The sequence below is a fragment of the Desulfoluna sp. CYM3A genome (genome assembly GCF_056829965.1).
This window is the reverse complement of record NZ_CP186556.1, coordinates 1,735,652-1,749,275: the sequence shown is the minus strand read 5'-3', so window position 1 is coordinate 1,749,275 and position 13,624 is coordinate 1,735,652. Positions and strand designations below refer to the sequence as shown.

13 protein-coding genes and 1 pseudogene are annotated in these 13,624 nt (G+C 53.9%); 6 read left to right on the top strand and 8 right to left on the bottom strand.

Translation table 11 applies throughout. The features are described from left to right. Window positions 1-227: 227 nt before the first annotated feature. A complete protein-coding gene (locus tag ACOYW1_RS09070) occupies window positions 228-761 on the bottom strand; it encodes a DUF2939 domain-containing protein (RefSeq protein WP_482422537.1) in 534 nt (177 codons plus the stop codon). Between the two features lie 279 nt (window positions 762-1,040). On the opposite strand from ACOYW1_RS09070, the gene ACOYW1_RS09065 reads away from it, so the two are divergent. Then, a complete protein-coding gene (locus tag ACOYW1_RS09065) occupies window positions 1,041-1,442 on the top strand; it encodes a hypothetical protein (protein ID WP_482422536.1) in 402 nt (133 codons plus the stop codon). A 5-nt stretch (window positions 1,443-1,447) separates the two neighbouring features. On the opposite strand, the gene ACOYW1_RS09060 is transcribed toward ACOYW1_RS09065, so the two are convergent. The 6 genes from ACOYW1_RS09060 to ACOYW1_RS09035 all read right to left on the bottom strand — a co-directional run bounded on the left by ACOYW1_RS09060 (window position 1,448) and on the right by ACOYW1_RS09035 (window position 8,687). Then, a complete protein-coding gene (locus ACOYW1_RS09060; RefSeq protein ID WP_482422535.1) occupies window positions 1,448-2,887 on the bottom strand; it encodes a DUF1254 domain-containing protein in 1,440 nt (479 codons plus the stop codon). Between the two features lie 162 nt (window positions 2,888-3,049). Continuing rightward, a complete protein-coding gene (locus ACOYW1_RS09055; RefSeq protein WP_482422534.1) occupies window positions 3,050-3,811 on the bottom strand; it encodes a DUF1214 domain-containing protein in 762 nt (253 codons plus the stop codon). Window positions 3,812-3,875: 64 nt separating this feature from the next. After that, the gene (locus tag ACOYW1_RS09050; RefSeq protein WP_482422533.1) at window positions 3,876-4,496 is read right to left on the bottom strand and encodes a DUF1254 domain-containing protein; all 621 of its coding nucleotides are present in this window, start codon (window positions 4,494-4,496) and stop codon (window positions 3,876-3,878) included. 435 nt (window positions 4,497-4,931) lie between these two features. Continuing rightward, window positions 4,932-5,900: an esterase/lipase family protein gene (locus tag ACOYW1_RS09045; protein ID WP_482422532.1), complete on the bottom strand. Its 969-nt coding sequence runs from the start codon at window positions 5,898-5,900 to the stop codon at window positions 4,932-4,934. A gap of 121 nt (window positions 5,901-6,021) precedes the next feature. Further along, a complete protein-coding gene (locus ACOYW1_RS09040) occupies window positions 6,022-6,816 on the bottom strand; it encodes a hypothetical protein (RefSeq protein WP_482422531.1) in 795 nt (264 codons plus the stop codon). A gap of 350 nt (window positions 6,817-7,166) precedes the next feature. Beyond that, window positions 7,167-8,687, bottom strand: a complete 1,521-nt coding sequence (locus ACOYW1_RS09035) for a DUF1846 domain-containing protein (RefSeq protein WP_482416655.1) — start codon at window positions 8,685-8,687, stop codon at window positions 7,167-7,169. Window positions 8,688-9,386: 699 nt separating this feature from the next. On the opposite strand from ACOYW1_RS09035, the pseudogene ACOYW1_RS09030 reads away from it, so the two are divergent. Continuing rightward, a pseudogene (locus tag ACOYW1_RS09030) lies at window positions 9,387-9,545 on the top strand (nitronate monooxygenase); the annotation flags it as partial. Here ACOYW1_RS09030 and ACOYW1_RS09025 read toward each other — a convergent pair. Continuing rightward, on the bottom strand, window positions 9,521-9,676 hold the full coding sequence (locus ACOYW1_RS09025; protein ID WP_482422530.1) for a hypothetical protein: 156 nt from the start codon (window positions 9,674-9,676) through the stop codon (window positions 9,521-9,523). The pseudogene ACOYW1_RS09030 and the gene ACOYW1_RS09025 sit on opposite strands and share 25 nt — an antisense overlap. Window positions 9,677-9,690: 14 nt before the next feature. Between ACOYW1_RS09025 and ACOYW1_RS09020 the strand changes: the two genes are divergently transcribed. The 4 genes from ACOYW1_RS09020 to ACOYW1_RS09005 all read left to right on the top strand — a co-directional run bounded on the left by ACOYW1_RS09020 (window position 9,691) and on the right by ACOYW1_RS09005 (window position 13,622). Further along, entirely contained in the window at window positions 9,691-10,413 is a 723-nt protein-coding gene (locus ACOYW1_RS09020) for an NAD(P)H-dependent flavin oxidoreductase (RefSeq protein WP_482422529.1), read from the top strand. Window positions 10,414-10,516: 103 nt separating this feature from the next. Then, window positions 10,517-11,239: a BON domain-containing protein gene (locus ACOYW1_RS09015; protein WP_482422528.1), complete on the top strand. Its 723-nt coding sequence runs from the start codon at window positions 10,517-10,519 to the stop codon at window positions 11,237-11,239. Window positions 11,240-11,582: 343 nt separating this feature from the next. Next, window positions 11,583-12,107 carry an ATP-dependent zinc protease family protein gene (locus ACOYW1_RS09010; protein WP_482422527.1) on the top strand — a complete coding sequence of 175 codons (525 nt, stop codon included), beginning with the start codon at window positions 11,583-11,585 and terminating at the stop codon, window positions 12,105-12,107. A gap of 3 nt (window positions 12,108-12,110) precedes the next feature. Continuing rightward, window positions 12,111-13,622: a UUP1 family membrane protein gene (locus tag ACOYW1_RS09005; RefSeq protein WP_482422526.1), complete on the top strand. Its 1,512-nt coding sequence runs from the start codon at window positions 12,111-12,113 to the stop codon at window positions 13,620-13,622. The last annotated feature ends 2 nt before the right edge of the window (window positions 13,623-13,624 follow it).

Below are 13,624 nucleotides of genomic sequence, written 5' to 3'. Positions count from 1 at the left end.
CCATCGTTAAGAAAGGTGGCCTCGTTCCATCAGGGCCTGAGCAGCTGCCCCAACTGTTTTTTTCATTGTTTTTGAGAAAGAGTACCTCTTTAAAGCATACGCCAGCGCCCAGGTACACAGTTTGTTTGACGGTCTCATTGGGCGGCTACCTTGCCCATTTAAAGGGCAAGGCATTTTACCTCTCTCTATGGGGAATTCCAGTAAAGGCCTCTCCGGAAGTCAGATTTTTATTCCGGCAAAGGTAAGCGTAATGCAGTGAGTCTCCATGAAATAAAACCATACCTTTTGAATATCATTTTTACGGGGTCTTCGGGTAAGTCCTTTTCTTTGACCGTAACTACAAAGCTATTAAAATTGCCATACTTCATTGTTATTTCGGTGTTTTTATCTGTGTTATGATTAACGTTTTCGTCTTCTCCAGATATGTTATCTAGCTCAGGCTTTCCGCCTTCCATAATCATCGCCAAGCTTTCAGGCGTTACAAGGTTATCAATCATAGGATTTATGAAAGCCGCAGCTAATGAGGCACCCAAAGCGCCAAAAGGATTATCACTCATGTCTATTGCCATCATGGCATTAAAGTTAGCCTTTAAACTTTCTTTGAGAGCCGGGAAATCGACATATTCAGACAGCGCATCCGCATCTCGATTTTCTGCGGCCTCTTTCATATTATATACAGCCCAATATGGTGTAAAATAAAAGCAAACACTTAATACGATTACAGTCAGCCAGATCAGTACAGATTTAAATCTCTTATTCATCCTATCCCCTTATTTCTCTGCCAATACCTGCTTCACCCAACAGGAATCTAAGTACGACAGTGTTTCATTTTTGACAACCTTCGAGCGACGAAGATGGCCAAAATACATAACGATAGCCCAGTAGAAGACTTGAAATTGCTTAAAAAAGCCGCCACACGGTAAACCATCCCTCTACCTGAACAGCAAAATCAGCATCCCTTCATACCAACACACTCAAACCAAAAGGAAAGCATCGCAGCCTTCCGGTAACTTAACCAAGTAAAAACGAAGGAGACCACGATGCAGGGCTATTATGAAAAATCAATGCGCGCTTTGCAACCGGCAAATGTGGAAAAGATCAGCCAGAAGGCTTATACACGATCTGTCCGCAAGTTTACCGGTTATAACATAAGGAGCCTGTTTCTTACTGCTGTTCCTCCTGTTCCGGCCCCCTTTTTCCCTGCCCACATCTCAAAAGGCTCACCTCGTGAGCCCGAGGTGAGCCTTTGTTTGACAGCGCGTACTATCCTTCAATCTGCGAGACAGAAAAATGAAGAACGACAAGTTAATGGATTGCCTTCGCTCCGCATCAGCCACTACCTCAGTTACAGTCAATCCCCCGGTTTGCAAAGGCTGAAGATCGAACACCAAAATATGACATCACATCAAAAACATCTTCCACTGACATCCGTGTGCTTATGAGGCTCTCACTCCTCAACTCTTCGAATGTCTGACAGAACAAAGCTCTTATCAAAAAAAGCTTGCTCAGGACCATACAACCTGAAAAGCACGAAGAAGTCCTCCCCCTTGAGAACAGGCATGGAGTTAATCTTGCCATTGCAGTCGCTGGACCAGTTAAGGATTGTAGAACCATCACTCTCTCTTGTGATCTCCTGCTCGTTGGAAGCAATGCCCACCCTGTCTGACTCTCTGATGTAGCTGCCATCCTTTGTCGCGTAGGTCAACATGGACCAAAAACGTTTTGCAGGCACTTCAGCTGGGATGACGATGGTGTAGTCATTGTCTCCATTCAACTTATTCCCTTGAACGTCCAGGGCACCTTTTATATAAGTTGTTGATTTGCTCTCAGCTAATGAGGCTGGTGGTGCGAAATAAAAAAAGAATGTTGCTCCTCTGGATTGATAATCATTCCAGTTCGGGCTGACATAGGTTGCCATTGTGCTCACCATTTCCACAGGCACTGGAAGTGCCCACCGTGATTGACCCGGCCAAAGCTCAGGCGCAAAATAAACCACATCGTCCATCATTTCTATATGAAGTTGTTTCGCCGCAGCCTCAAGCAGACTTCTTTGTTTCGGAGAAGGCTCGAAGGGCTTTCCCTTCTCTATACCGAGTGATTTCATCATGCCATAGAAAGCTTTTTCGTCTGCCCTGATAACTTCGCTCTGAATCATAGCATTTGCGGCTTCCCAGAAGCGCATATCAAACTTAATCGTAGCATCGTAGACTTTTCCATACAGATCTATGAATGTTGTCTCCGTCGAAGGCGCTTCCAACGGATAGAACTTAAGTTTTCGAACATATTCCTGATGCTTTTGCATGTCAGCCACTGACGTTGTTTTTGTCAGGGAACGAAATGAGATATAGCCTTTATTTGTTTTCTGCTCAACAACGATAAACCCGTCGACTTGCCCTTGATACCCCTCCGGAACAACAAGGTATTTCCCCCCTTTGCCCTGATCTGCGCCATCCGGACCGACATCTACCATCGGTTTATGCCAGGAGTCCAGAAAAGTCCCAAAAAATGAATTTGTCTCCGTGGCGGGTGGTACTTCCAGAACCACTGGGCCGGTCTTGCTCAAATCATGATACGTATGGATATAGGGTGAATTGTTGTTTCCGGTAACCATGCGAGCACGCCAATCCATTGGCTGACTATAGAAATAAATAGTAAGTTCGTCACCACCGTATGTCTGGAATGCTCCTTGCGCCATTTGGTAGTACATAACTTGAGGCATAATCCAGGTTCCTGCCTCAACGGCCCGCCTCTGGTATCGCTGCTCTAAAATCTCGTCATGGGTTATGTTTGTGGTTGAAGGAAGTTCAGGGCCTGAGGCACAGGCAGCCACAGAAACAAAAAAAGATAATACCATTAAGATCCTTGAAAAAGGCATCTTTTTCCCCATGAATTGACTCCTTCTTTTTTTGTACCTGCTGTGTCAGGTCAGTTATCCCGTTTCCCCATTGGCTTTGCGGCTGATCCAAATCCTATCCAGGTCAATTCTGATACGGAAAATGCGGATGCGTCTTCATCGTTGCAATTTATTGTAATCCTGCCGCAGGCCTGCTTATTCGACCAACTCAATATCGTTCAGCTCGAAGCTTCCGTCGAACAATGCAGGCTTGGGCCCGTAAAAGCGGCCAAGCAGGAAAAAATGCCGATCAGGGTCGGTGCGAAGCCAATTGCCCTTTTTATCTTTCTCCGGCTTGGGGCCGAAATAAATATCGACAGAGCCATCGCCGTTTTTTTTCACGTCTTTCATTGTGGAATCGATGCTGCTCTTTTCAATGTTGCGCAGGTAAGAAGCCGTCTTCAAATCATATGTCGTGACGGACCAGAAGTTTTCTACCGGAACATTGGGCGGCATCACAAGCTTGTAGTTCTTGCTGCCGTCAAGCCATTCGCCATCGGGTGTCTCCGCCAGATCCAGGTAAAAGGTTGCTGTACCATAGTTTTTGATGCTGGTGATGATCGCGTAATAGAGAGCACCCCGGGCCTGATAATCATAGTAGGAAGGAAACTCATAACGCCACTCGGTCTCACGGGACCCGGGCTCCGGCACCAAGCTTGACCATTTTTTGCCTTTCCACATCCATGGATTCAAATTCCGGTGATATTGCTCAATCATGTAATCCAGTGCTTCTGGGCCAGCCTTATCGAATATGGCCTGTCGCTTTGCGTCCGGCTTGTATGCCTCGCCCTTTTTGATCCCGAGGTGCAAGATTGTCATCATCATGGTGAGGTCGCGATCCAAAACAACTTCCTCCTGGATCATCTCATGGATGTGCTGATAAATGGTTCCGTCCATCTTGGGCGTCATCTCAAGCATCTTGCCGTAGACGTCCACGTACTTTGACTTTGTGGGGCTGTCAGCATTTGCTAAAGGATAAATCTTAATCTGCTTCGTGAGTGCCGTTGCCTTGGCCAGGTTGTCCGGGCCTGCCCCCAGCCAGAATGGGACGCAGGACCGCAAAGCCGTAAAAAGTCTCCTGCTCGTAAACCATCGCTTTTGGAAGAAGCTTACCGTCATACCCGGGTGGAATCAGCAAATACTTCGCTCCCAGTCCCCGGTCACGCCCTTTGGCACCCACATCCTCAAGGGGACGCTGCCAGGCATCCATGAGCGTGCCGAAAACGCCCACCCCGTCGGCAGACGCCGGCATCTCAACCACCACAGGGCCATTCTTGAAATTCCAATACATATGGATATAGGGTGTTGTGTTGTTGGGTGTCGCGGTCTGGAACCTCCAGTCCTGAAGCTTTGAGTTATACCCCACATCGTTTGGGCCTACCCCGTTGTCGGCCAGTGAATCCCGGTAAAACTTAAAATTCATCAGCGGCATGGCCCAGACGGCGGCATCAATAGCACGATGGTAGGTCATTCGATCAGCCAGGTTGGCCTTGGATATATCAAACCCCTCCGCCCCTGCTCTGGCGGTAACGGTTACCGCCATCGTCATCAGAAAACCTAAGATCACTATACTGCTTACGCTCCCTGGGCCTTGTTGTTTCATTTTTGGCTCTCCCTCATTTTGATTTACTTGATGTCGAAATGCTCCCGTAACCGCAACGCATATTGGCCCCCGCCGAGCAGACCAATGAAGCGTACCCCAGGCTTCGTACAGAAACCGTGGTTAACACGCTGCAAACCGATGCCATTGAATGTATAGAAGGGCCCATGAAAAACGGATCAAAGAGTAAGGAAGGGAGATCGAAAGGAGACGAAACCAATGTCACGTCAGCAGGCGCGAAACTGCACGCAAAAGGAAATTTATTCCATGGGTTGAAAAGCGCCCCAAAAAGGCCTTGGGTTTCCAAAGAGAATACCACACCATCAACAAAACCCAAACATCCCATTGAAAATATAAGCACCTCATATAGCATGAATTACGATGATTTATCTGAAATAACACCAGCAGCTGGATGGGACGATGGAACCTCTTCGGTGGTTAACCTGTCGATGATGGGGACGCTTCGGGTTTGCCAACCCTACCCATGGCCACGACAGCATCCAGACAGGCGTTTTCGATGGGGCACTCTGGAAAAGAAGATTGCCCTTTGTCACACCTATCCCGTCCCCCCAACAGCCCATTCCATCCATTCGTTATATGCTTAACGGTGCTCCACGAGCGCACCCCGTCAGCACATGCGATGCCCCTGAGGAGCAAAGGGACAAAGCATGTGAAACCTGACGCCCCAAAATGCCCGGTTTCCAGAAACCTCAACGTCTCGTGAATGGCTGTTTTGTTTTTCATGATAAAGGGATGGGTGGCGGGGATGGTGAGGAAATCGGTCATGCCGGCGACAGGAGCCTTGCTTACAGCCACTTTGCCATCGTCGGGACCGGGAATCAGGGCGGAGAGGATAAAATTGATGGTGCGGGTGCCGGTGAGGACGCCCAGGGGGAAAGTCACAGGCCCTAGGGTGGCAGGGAGCTGATGGGGACCGGTGCCGAGCTGGTTTCCGGCGGGGCCGTTGATGAGCGTAAAGAGACGGAGCCGCCCCAGTTTGTCCACCACCTCGCTGCCCTGGTTGGGAGGACTGAGCATGACGGCGCGATATGGCAGGTCGATAAGCTCCTCTTTCACCAGATACCGAAGGACAATCCCGCCCATGGAATGGGTGACAAAGGCGATGGAGCCGCCGTTGGCTCCAGAAAAGACGTTCACCATAGGGGCCACGTGGTCCCGGCAGAGGACCTCCACCGGGTAATCGGTGGAGGGGTAGTCGATGTTGAGGGTCGGATAGCCTGCGGCCTGGAGGGCTTTTTCCATCTTTTCCATGGACGAGGCGGACCGCGCCAGGCCGTGGAGAAGAACCACGCCGCTGGGGCGGGTCGGGGCTGTATCCGCCGGATGAGCAGATGCCGTGGAGAGAATTAAAAGGATACTGAAAAAACAGGCCACGCCATGTTTCATCACTTAACCTCCAAAAAGAATGTTCCCGTGTTAACGCAGGCACAACAACGCAACATAGCGATGCCCCCCTCCCTCGCCTTTAGCCCTTAGCCCTTCGCCTTTCGCCTTTAGCCCTTAGCCTTTAGCCCTTTCCCTTCCTCCCTCGAACAGCACCCATCACCGCCTCTTCCACCACACAGGCCCGCTCGGGAAGCAAGGGATCCACCAGCACCCGCACCGTGCTGCCCCTTTTCTTTCCGTGCCAGCTTTCGTCAGCCACCACCACGGTGGAGCCCTTCACGGCCCTGCCCTCTTCTGTGACGCCGGTAAAGGCGACCTGCATTCGGGTTGCGGTAAAGGGCACGCAGTAAGCCGAAGAAAAGGAGTCCACGGTGCCGTTGATCAAAGCGCCCCGACGGTAGAGCCGCCTTTTGGCGGCAGCACCCGCCCAGGCATAACCCAGAAAAGGAAGGCCCATCATGGCAAAGATGCCACTGATGACGGCAATGGCCCACCCGGGAAAGACCACCGGAGGAAAATCGGGAAGAATGGAATCGCCATTTGACACGAGGGCTGTCACGGCCTGGCCGGGTTTGAGGCCGTAGCCTGCCTCAGCCATGGTCTGGACCGTGTCGATGACAGAAGCACCGTTTTCCCTGTAGCTGTAGGTGATACGCACTGGATTGCGGTGCTCGATGGTGATGCGTGTCACCGGCTTGACATCCACCACCGTGGCGGTAACCGGTCTGCCCTTTTCAAGGAGGGAATCAAAGTCCGGCCCCTTACCGTCCATGGAGGTGATGAGCCAGCTGAGCAGAACAAGGGTAAGGACGGGACAAACCACCAGCATGAGCCCCACCCCAAGGGCACGGGGTCGGTCCAGTAAAAACCGAATAAACAGACCGGCGGACACATGCCGGGAACTCGAACGGTTCATTACAGGGTCTCCTTAAATAAGAATAATGCAACGCCCCCCACGCTGAGGATCGCCAATGCTTTAGGGTTATGCCATCATGGCCCATCGAGGCTCCAGGTAACGCTGCATGCCGAAACACACTCGTATCACAGCTAACGAAAAAGACAAAAGGTGTTCTTTGTTCCAGCGCACATTGAACCCATCTCGCGGCCACAAAAAAAACGCACAGGAACAAAGGTGCTCCGGTGCGTTTCTTTGTGGTGTTCTTATATAAGGTCCAGGGCAACGCATCACCCGAGCTTGCCGCCCGGGAAATCATGTTTCTCCCCTGGCCCTGTCACCTGTAAATCTATACCCTATGACCTGTTTCTTTAGGCCGTATACAGGTTGTTGGACGAAAAGAGGGGGTCGGTGGTGAGGTAGACACCCAGTCGCCTCAGACCGGCCTCGTCGCCGGGTGTGGGCATATGGGTCATGTGCATCTCACAGCCTTTGAACTCCTTGAGCCCTTCCATGGCCAGCTGCACCGCGTGGTTGCTGGTGGCGCTGATGGCCAGGGTGATGAGAGTCTCCTGGAGGTCCAGGGAGAGGTTCTTTTCTCCCAGCACATCGGTCTTAAGGTTGTTCACTGAGTCCACGGTGGCCTGGGGAAGGAGCTGGATCTTGCCGGGGATCTCCGCCAGGTATTTGAGAGCACGCACAATGGCGCTGGCTGCGGCGTGCATGCGGGGAGAGTTGGAGCCGGTGATGATGGTGCCGTCTTTCAGCTTGATGGCGGCACCGCAGTGGAGCCCTTCGTTGCCCAGACGTGGGTCGGACTTGGCTTCTTCTGCGGCTCTTCGTGCAGGACCCACCACGGAGCGATCCTCTTCGGTAAGGTCAAACTCCTTCATCAGGAGTTCGGCGCGCTGAACCGTGTCTTTGTCCACCATGCCCAGGACATACTCACAGCGGTAACGAAGATAGCGCCGGATCAGCTCCTGCTTGGAGGCATCCTTGGCCCCCTCGTCATCAGCGATGGCAAAGCCCACGCGGTTCACGCCCATGTCCGTGGGAGAGAGGTAGCAGGACTCATCGCCGGTGATCTTCTGGAGGATCCTCTTGAGCACGGGAAAAACGTCCACGTCCCGGTTGTAGTTCACCGACTTGGTGTCGTAGGCCTCCAGGTGAAAGGGGTCGATCATGTTGACGTCGGCCAGGTCTGCCGTGGCCGCTTCATAGGCGATGTTCACCGGGTGCTTCAAGGGCAGGTTCCAGACGGGGAAGGTCTCGAACTTGGCGTAACCGGCCTGGATACCGTGCTTATGATCATGGTAAAGCTGGGAAAGGCAGGTGGCCATCTTACCGCTGCCGGGACCGGGTCCGGTGACGATGACCAGGGGCTTTTCGGTCTTTACGTAGTCGTTGACCCCATAGCCCTCGTCGCTGACGATGGTCTCCACATCTGTGGGGTAGCCCTTGGTGAAGTAGTGGGTGTAGACGTTGATCCCGCGGCGTTCCAATTTGGTCTTGAAGAGCACGGCGGCAGGCTGATTCTCAAAGCGGGTGATGATGACGCCCCGCACCTCGATGCCCCACTCGGAAAGGTCGTCGATGATCTTGAGGATGTCGGTCTCGTAGGTGATCCCGAAGTCGGCGCGGACCTTCTTGCGTTCGATGTCCCCGGCGTAAATGCAGATCAGTACCTCGGCCTGGTCTTTGAGCTTCTGCAGAAGGCGTATCTTGATGTTGGGGTCATAGCCCGGAAGCACGCGGGCGGCATGGTAGTCAAACATCAGCTTGCCGCCGAACTCCAGGTAGAGCTTGTTGTCGAATCGTTCAATACGCTTCCGGATCTCACCGGCCTGCTCCCGCAGGTACTTCTCATTATCAAAAATCTGATTTGCACTCATAATCAAAACCTCAAGGGATCGGTTCTCAAGCCGTGATGAGCACGCAGGAATTCTTTAGACACAGCAAAGCTGTGCCGCAATACCGGCATGTATCATTCAAACGACTCTTTCAGGGGGTTGGCACGATGGTCCCAAAAAACGCAGGACCCCGCCGCAACGGAACACTGCATGATGGCCGCTCCGCCACAAGTCACTGCCTGGACGGTGCGGTCGTCTCATCGACTTTGCAAGACGACATCTAAACTCAGCCCGGAACCGGGTTAAGGGGTGGTGAACGGGTTATCTATTGCCATAACGTTTGGGGATTACCATAGGTGGGAGGCAACTGCAAAGAAGATTCTTTGCCTCCCTCCGAGGAGCGTTCCTGTAAAAATCCTGTAGAAAGCCCAATGACGGGCGGTCCGGGGTTTGAGCCTGCAACGGGGAAAAAATGAAAGAGACACCCGGGGCCCCCTGGGCAGGGAAACACCGGTTCTGTAAAGGGCCGATGACGCCACCCGAAAGGGGGAATCCACAGGCCTTCCCCCAGGAAAAATGGATACTTCCGGCGACCATGCCTCCATGACCACGCCCTGGTCCACGGGACGCGCCCTATCATTGACCCCATTTCCAAGCTTGTGCTAACGTATAGTCATCTCAACATATCTCACTCAGCACGTCCCGACATCCCAAACCCGTTCAACCCGCAAAGGACACCCCATGAAGACACGCATGACGGATCTCTTCGGATGCAGGTACCCCATTCAGTGCGGCGGTATGCTCTGGATCGCCAAACCCTCCCTGGCCGCGGCCATCAGTAACGCGGGTGCCCTGGGAAACCTCACCTCGGGAAACTACAACAGCGCAGACGACCTGCGGGCCGCCATCGATGACACCCGGCGGCTCACGGACAAGCCCTTCATCGTCAACATCACCACCATGCCCTCCATCCGCCTTCCCGTGGAGCTGCTCCAGGACTTTTTCCGGGTCTGCTGTGAAAAAAGGGTCACGGCCCTGCATCCCGGTGCCCGGCGAACCGTTCGGGCCCGAATTCATCCCCATGGCCAAAGAGGCCGGGGTCAAGGTGCTGCACAAAGTCGGAACCGTCAAACACGCGGTGCACGCCCAGAAAGTGGGCTACGATGCCGTCACCATCGCAGGGTTCGAGGAGGGGGGCTTTCCCCACATGGACAATGTCTCCACCCTGGTGCTGGTGCCCCGGGTGGTCTCCGAGGTGGACATCCCCGTCCTGGCCGCAGGGGGCATGGCCACTGGCCGGAGCCTGGCAGCGGCCCTTTCGTTAGGTGCCGACGGCATCATGATGGCCACGCGGTTCCTTGCCACCCGGGAGAGCGGGGTCCACGCCAACATCCACAAGGTGCTCATGGAAAAAAAAGAGAACGACACCTCCCTGAACCTCCAGTCCCTCTTGAGCGCCTTCGGCCTTCAGGTCCGGGCCCTGTCCAACACCGTCATGCGCCAGGTGGCGGAGGTGGAGCAGAAAGGCGGGGACCTCACCGACCTTTTGCCCCTCATCTCCGGTGAACGTGCCAAGGCCGTCTGGAAAGAGGGAAACGCTGAAGAAGCCATGCTCACCATCGGTCAGTCCGTGGGGCTCATCGAGGACATCCCCGGTGTTGACGAACTCATCCGACGCATGATCGAAGAGGCCCGGCAGGCCCTTGCTGAAGCCGTAGGTCTCTTGTCCGACCCCGAAGAGACGTTACGCCGGAAAAACTCGGCTTGAGGGGTTTGAGCAGCCCCTTTTGTAAGGGTTCGGACCCTTGTTGCCCCCGACGGAAGCAGGCTGAATGGTATCAGAAAATGCACCTGATTTTTGCGGGAACTGCATGAAAAAGTTATATATGACAGCCACAGCCCTGGTTCTTTTACTGATGACCTCCTGCAGCGTGGGGTCGGCCATACGCAGTGGGGCTCGGACCGTCTACAAAACCGCCGTGGACGAGCGGAGCATCAAGCACATCCTGAACGACAAAAAGCTCACCGCCCTGCTCATGGAAAAAATCCTGGCCGATGATGTCACCATGGTCCTGGATGTCTCTGCCAAGTGCTACTACGGCTACCCCTTTATCGTGGGGCAGTGTGACACCCTGGGGGAGGCCGAGCGCCTCGTGACCATCGCACGACAGGTCACGGGCAAGCCCCCGGTGCCCTACATCCTGAAAAAAGGGGACGAGCGATTCTGCGCCATCACCGACGACCTGCGCATCACCACGGAGCTCAACGCCAGGCTGGTTGCCGACAGCGCGATTTTCTCCACCAACGTGTATGTCAAATCCGTGCAGTGCCATGCCGTGCTCCTGGGGGTGGTCGGCTCGGACAGGGCCGTGCAGGCCGCCGAGTATCACGCCCGCCACACACCGGGAGTCAAAAAGGTGCGCTCCTTTCTTCTGTCCACGGGAACCGGCAGGTCCTGGGAATCTGTCCTGGACACCATCGCCGAAATGGCCATGAAAGATGATGAGGAATTGATCACCGACGATCAATCCGAGGCACCGGCCCCCCAGCCCCCTGGCCAAGCCCCTGTAGAGAAGGCCGTTCCCTTGCCGTGACGTGGCCATCCCCATGTCAACCACCCGTTTTCAATGCGGTACACCCATCGTTTTTTCATTGAATCGCCAGGCCATATCGCGTATGTTTTTTCTTAATCAAACTGAGAAGTTAAAGCAATCCAGCCATTCCATACCGTGACAACAGAGTCGACTCACGGTGTGACCCCGACACAAAAAAGAGCTTTCAAACCCACCGCCCGACCCGGCCATTGCCCTGTCCCCTGGCATCCCCCCCTTATTTCTGCGCCTGCCGGGCCGTCGCACCTAAGTACCACTCAGCATGTTTGGCCAATTTACGCATGACAGAAGTCTCTTCACCCCAAAAGAAGGACAGCGTGCCTCCATGAAAAAAACTGCCTTTGTGTTCACCCGTCTCGTCATCGCCTCATCCGTTGCCATTCTGTGCGTCTCCTGCGCCGGGCACCGGTCTCACCCTGACATCCCGTCAGACAGAATGGTCATCGGCGAGGTGGAACCGGTGACCCTCGTCAAGGCGGGTATCACTCTGCCTGCACGTATTGACACGGGTGCCACCAGCTGCTCACTGGACGCCACGAACATCAAACACTTCGAACGCGACGGCAAAAAATGGGTCCGTTTTACCCTCACCGTAGTGAAGTTACGTGCGCACAAGCTGGATAAGTCGTCCCGAACCGTCAAAATCACCAGGCATGGAAAGGAGAGCCAGAGGCGGCCCGTGGTCAAAATGAAGGCCTTGCTCGGCGGCGTTGCCCTCTACAAGGAGTTTACCCTTACGGATCGTTCAGAGTTTACCTACCAGGTGCTCATCGGGCGCAATTTTCTGGAGGGTGAATTCATTGTCGACGTGACCCTCAAAAACGTCACCACCCCCTTGGGCGAGGAGTAACTCATGAAACAACGTATCCAGATCATCGCCATCATCGTCGTACTCATTGCCCTTGGGGCAGGGGCCGCCGCATACAAACACATCAAGCTCGGCTTTCCCTTTTTCCCGGAGCAAAAAGAGACGGTCTGGACCATTGAGGCGACCATCACGTTCACTGCCCTCGGCGGCCCCGCACAAGTCTCGGTCAACATGCCCAAAACCGACTCGCTCTCCATCACGGGCAGGCAATCCGTGACCAAAGGGTATACATTCGAACGGATGAAAGACCAGGGCGTCTGGACCACCGACAAAGCAGACGGCGATCAGAAAATCTTTTTCCGCACCACGGCATACCGCCATGCAAAGGACGTCAGGCTGAAACCCGGCGCCATGCAAACAACGCCTCCCCTCTCCTTTACGGGCCCGCAGCAGGCCGCTGCCACCAACATTGTATCGGAAGCAAAAAAAACAGAGGACCAACCGGTTGATCTTACCGATACCATCCTCAATGCCCTCAACGATCCCCTGAACGAGGACGCTGCATTGCTCCTCTCCCATGCGGAGGAGCACGGCGGCAAGTACATCCTTGCCAGCGGCCTTATCAACATGGCGGGGGTCAAGGCAAGAAAGGTCAAAGGGCTCAAACTATCAGAAGGAAAGAAAAAACAGACCCTCAAAAGTTACATCGAGTTTCTTGACGGCGACAGGTTAAAGCTCATCAACCCAAGAACCGTCGAAGTTGAAGAACGAAACGAATTTCTTCTCTGGAGATACGGCAACGACGCCATCCTCGATATCACCGGTGGCACTGGGGGAAAGATCACCTTTGCCACCCTTGAAAGGACCGTCTCCGCACAAAGGGCCGCCGTCACGCACGGGAAATTCAACAAACACATGCTCATCGATTTTTCCATCTACAGCCTCCCCGTCTCCCAGCAGAACACCTTCAAGCTCCTGCTGCTCATCCCCATCGGGGCACTCATCGTGGTGATCCTTCGCAACCTCGTGGGAATCCAGACCTCAGGGACCTTCATGCCCATCCTCATCGCCATGGTCTTTCTCCAAGTCAACCTCCTGGCTGGGCTGGCCCTGTTTCTGCTCATCGTCGGGGTCGGCCTGTTTCTGCGCTCTTACCTCAGCAGCCTCAACCTCCTGCTCGTGCCCAGGATTTCAGCGGTTCTGGTCTTTGTCATCATCATCTATGTGGCCATCAGCGTCATCAGTATCAAAATGGGATTCGAAGCGGGCCTGAGGGTCACCTTTTTCCCCATGATCATCATCTCATGGACCATCGAACGCATGTCGGTGCTCTGGGAGGAAGAAGGCCCTCGGGATGTCCTGATCCAGGGGGGAGGCAGCCTCTTTTCCGCTTCCCTTATCTTCCTTGCCATGCAGAGTAAACTCATCGGCCACCTGGCCTACTCCTTTCCGGAGCTGCTGCTGGTGGTCCTGGCCGTGATCATCATGATCGGGAGCTACTCAGGGTACCGGCTCACCGAACTGCGCCGGTTCGAACCCCTTGCCGGAGGGAAATGACC

What these genes read in the sequence shown, in the direction of transcription:
- ACOYW1_RS09070 (WP_482422537.1), bottom strand. Translation starts at nt 761, where the DNA reads ATGAATAAGAGATTTAAATCTGTACTGATCTGGCTGACTGTAATCGTA.
- ACOYW1_RS09065 (WP_482422536.1), top strand. Translation starts at nt 1,041, where the DNA reads ATGCAGGGCTATTATGAAAAATCAATGCGCGCTTTGCAACCGGCAAAT.
- ACOYW1_RS09060 (WP_482422535.1), bottom strand. Translation starts at nt 2,887, where the DNA reads ATGGGGAAAAAGATGCCTTTTTCAAGGATCTTAATGGTATTATCTTTT.
- ACOYW1_RS09055 (WP_482422534.1), bottom strand. Translation starts at nt 3,811, where the DNA reads ATGCTTGAGATGACGCCCAAGATGGACGGAACCATTTATCAGCACATC.
- ACOYW1_RS09050 (WP_482422533.1), bottom strand. Translation starts at nt 4,496, where the DNA reads ATGAAACAACAAGGCCCAGGGAGCGTAAGCAGTATAGTGATCTTAGGT.
- ACOYW1_RS09045 (WP_482422532.1), bottom strand. Translation starts at nt 5,900, where the DNA reads ATGAAACATGGCGTGGCCTGTTTTTTCAGTATCCTTTTAATTCTCTCC.
- ACOYW1_RS09040 (WP_482422531.1), bottom strand. Translation starts at nt 6,816, where the DNA reads ATGAACCGTTCGAGTTCCCGGCATGTGTCCGCCGGTCTGTTTATTCGG.
- ACOYW1_RS09035 (WP_482416655.1), bottom strand. Translation starts at nt 8,687, where the DNA reads ATGAGTGCAAATCAGATTTTTGATAATGAGAAGTACCTGCGGGAGCAG.
- ACOYW1_RS09015 (WP_482422528.1), top strand. Translation starts at nt 10,517, where the DNA reads ATGAAAAAGTTATATATGACAGCCACAGCCCTGGTTCTTTTACTGATG.
- ACOYW1_RS09010 (WP_482422527.1), top strand. Translation starts at nt 11,583, where the DNA reads ATGAAAAAAACTGCCTTTGTGTTCACCCGTCTCGTCATCGCCTCATCC.
- ACOYW1_RS09005 (WP_482422526.1), top strand. Translation starts at nt 12,111, where the DNA reads ATGAAACAACGTATCCAGATCATCGCCATCATCGTCGTACTCATTGCC.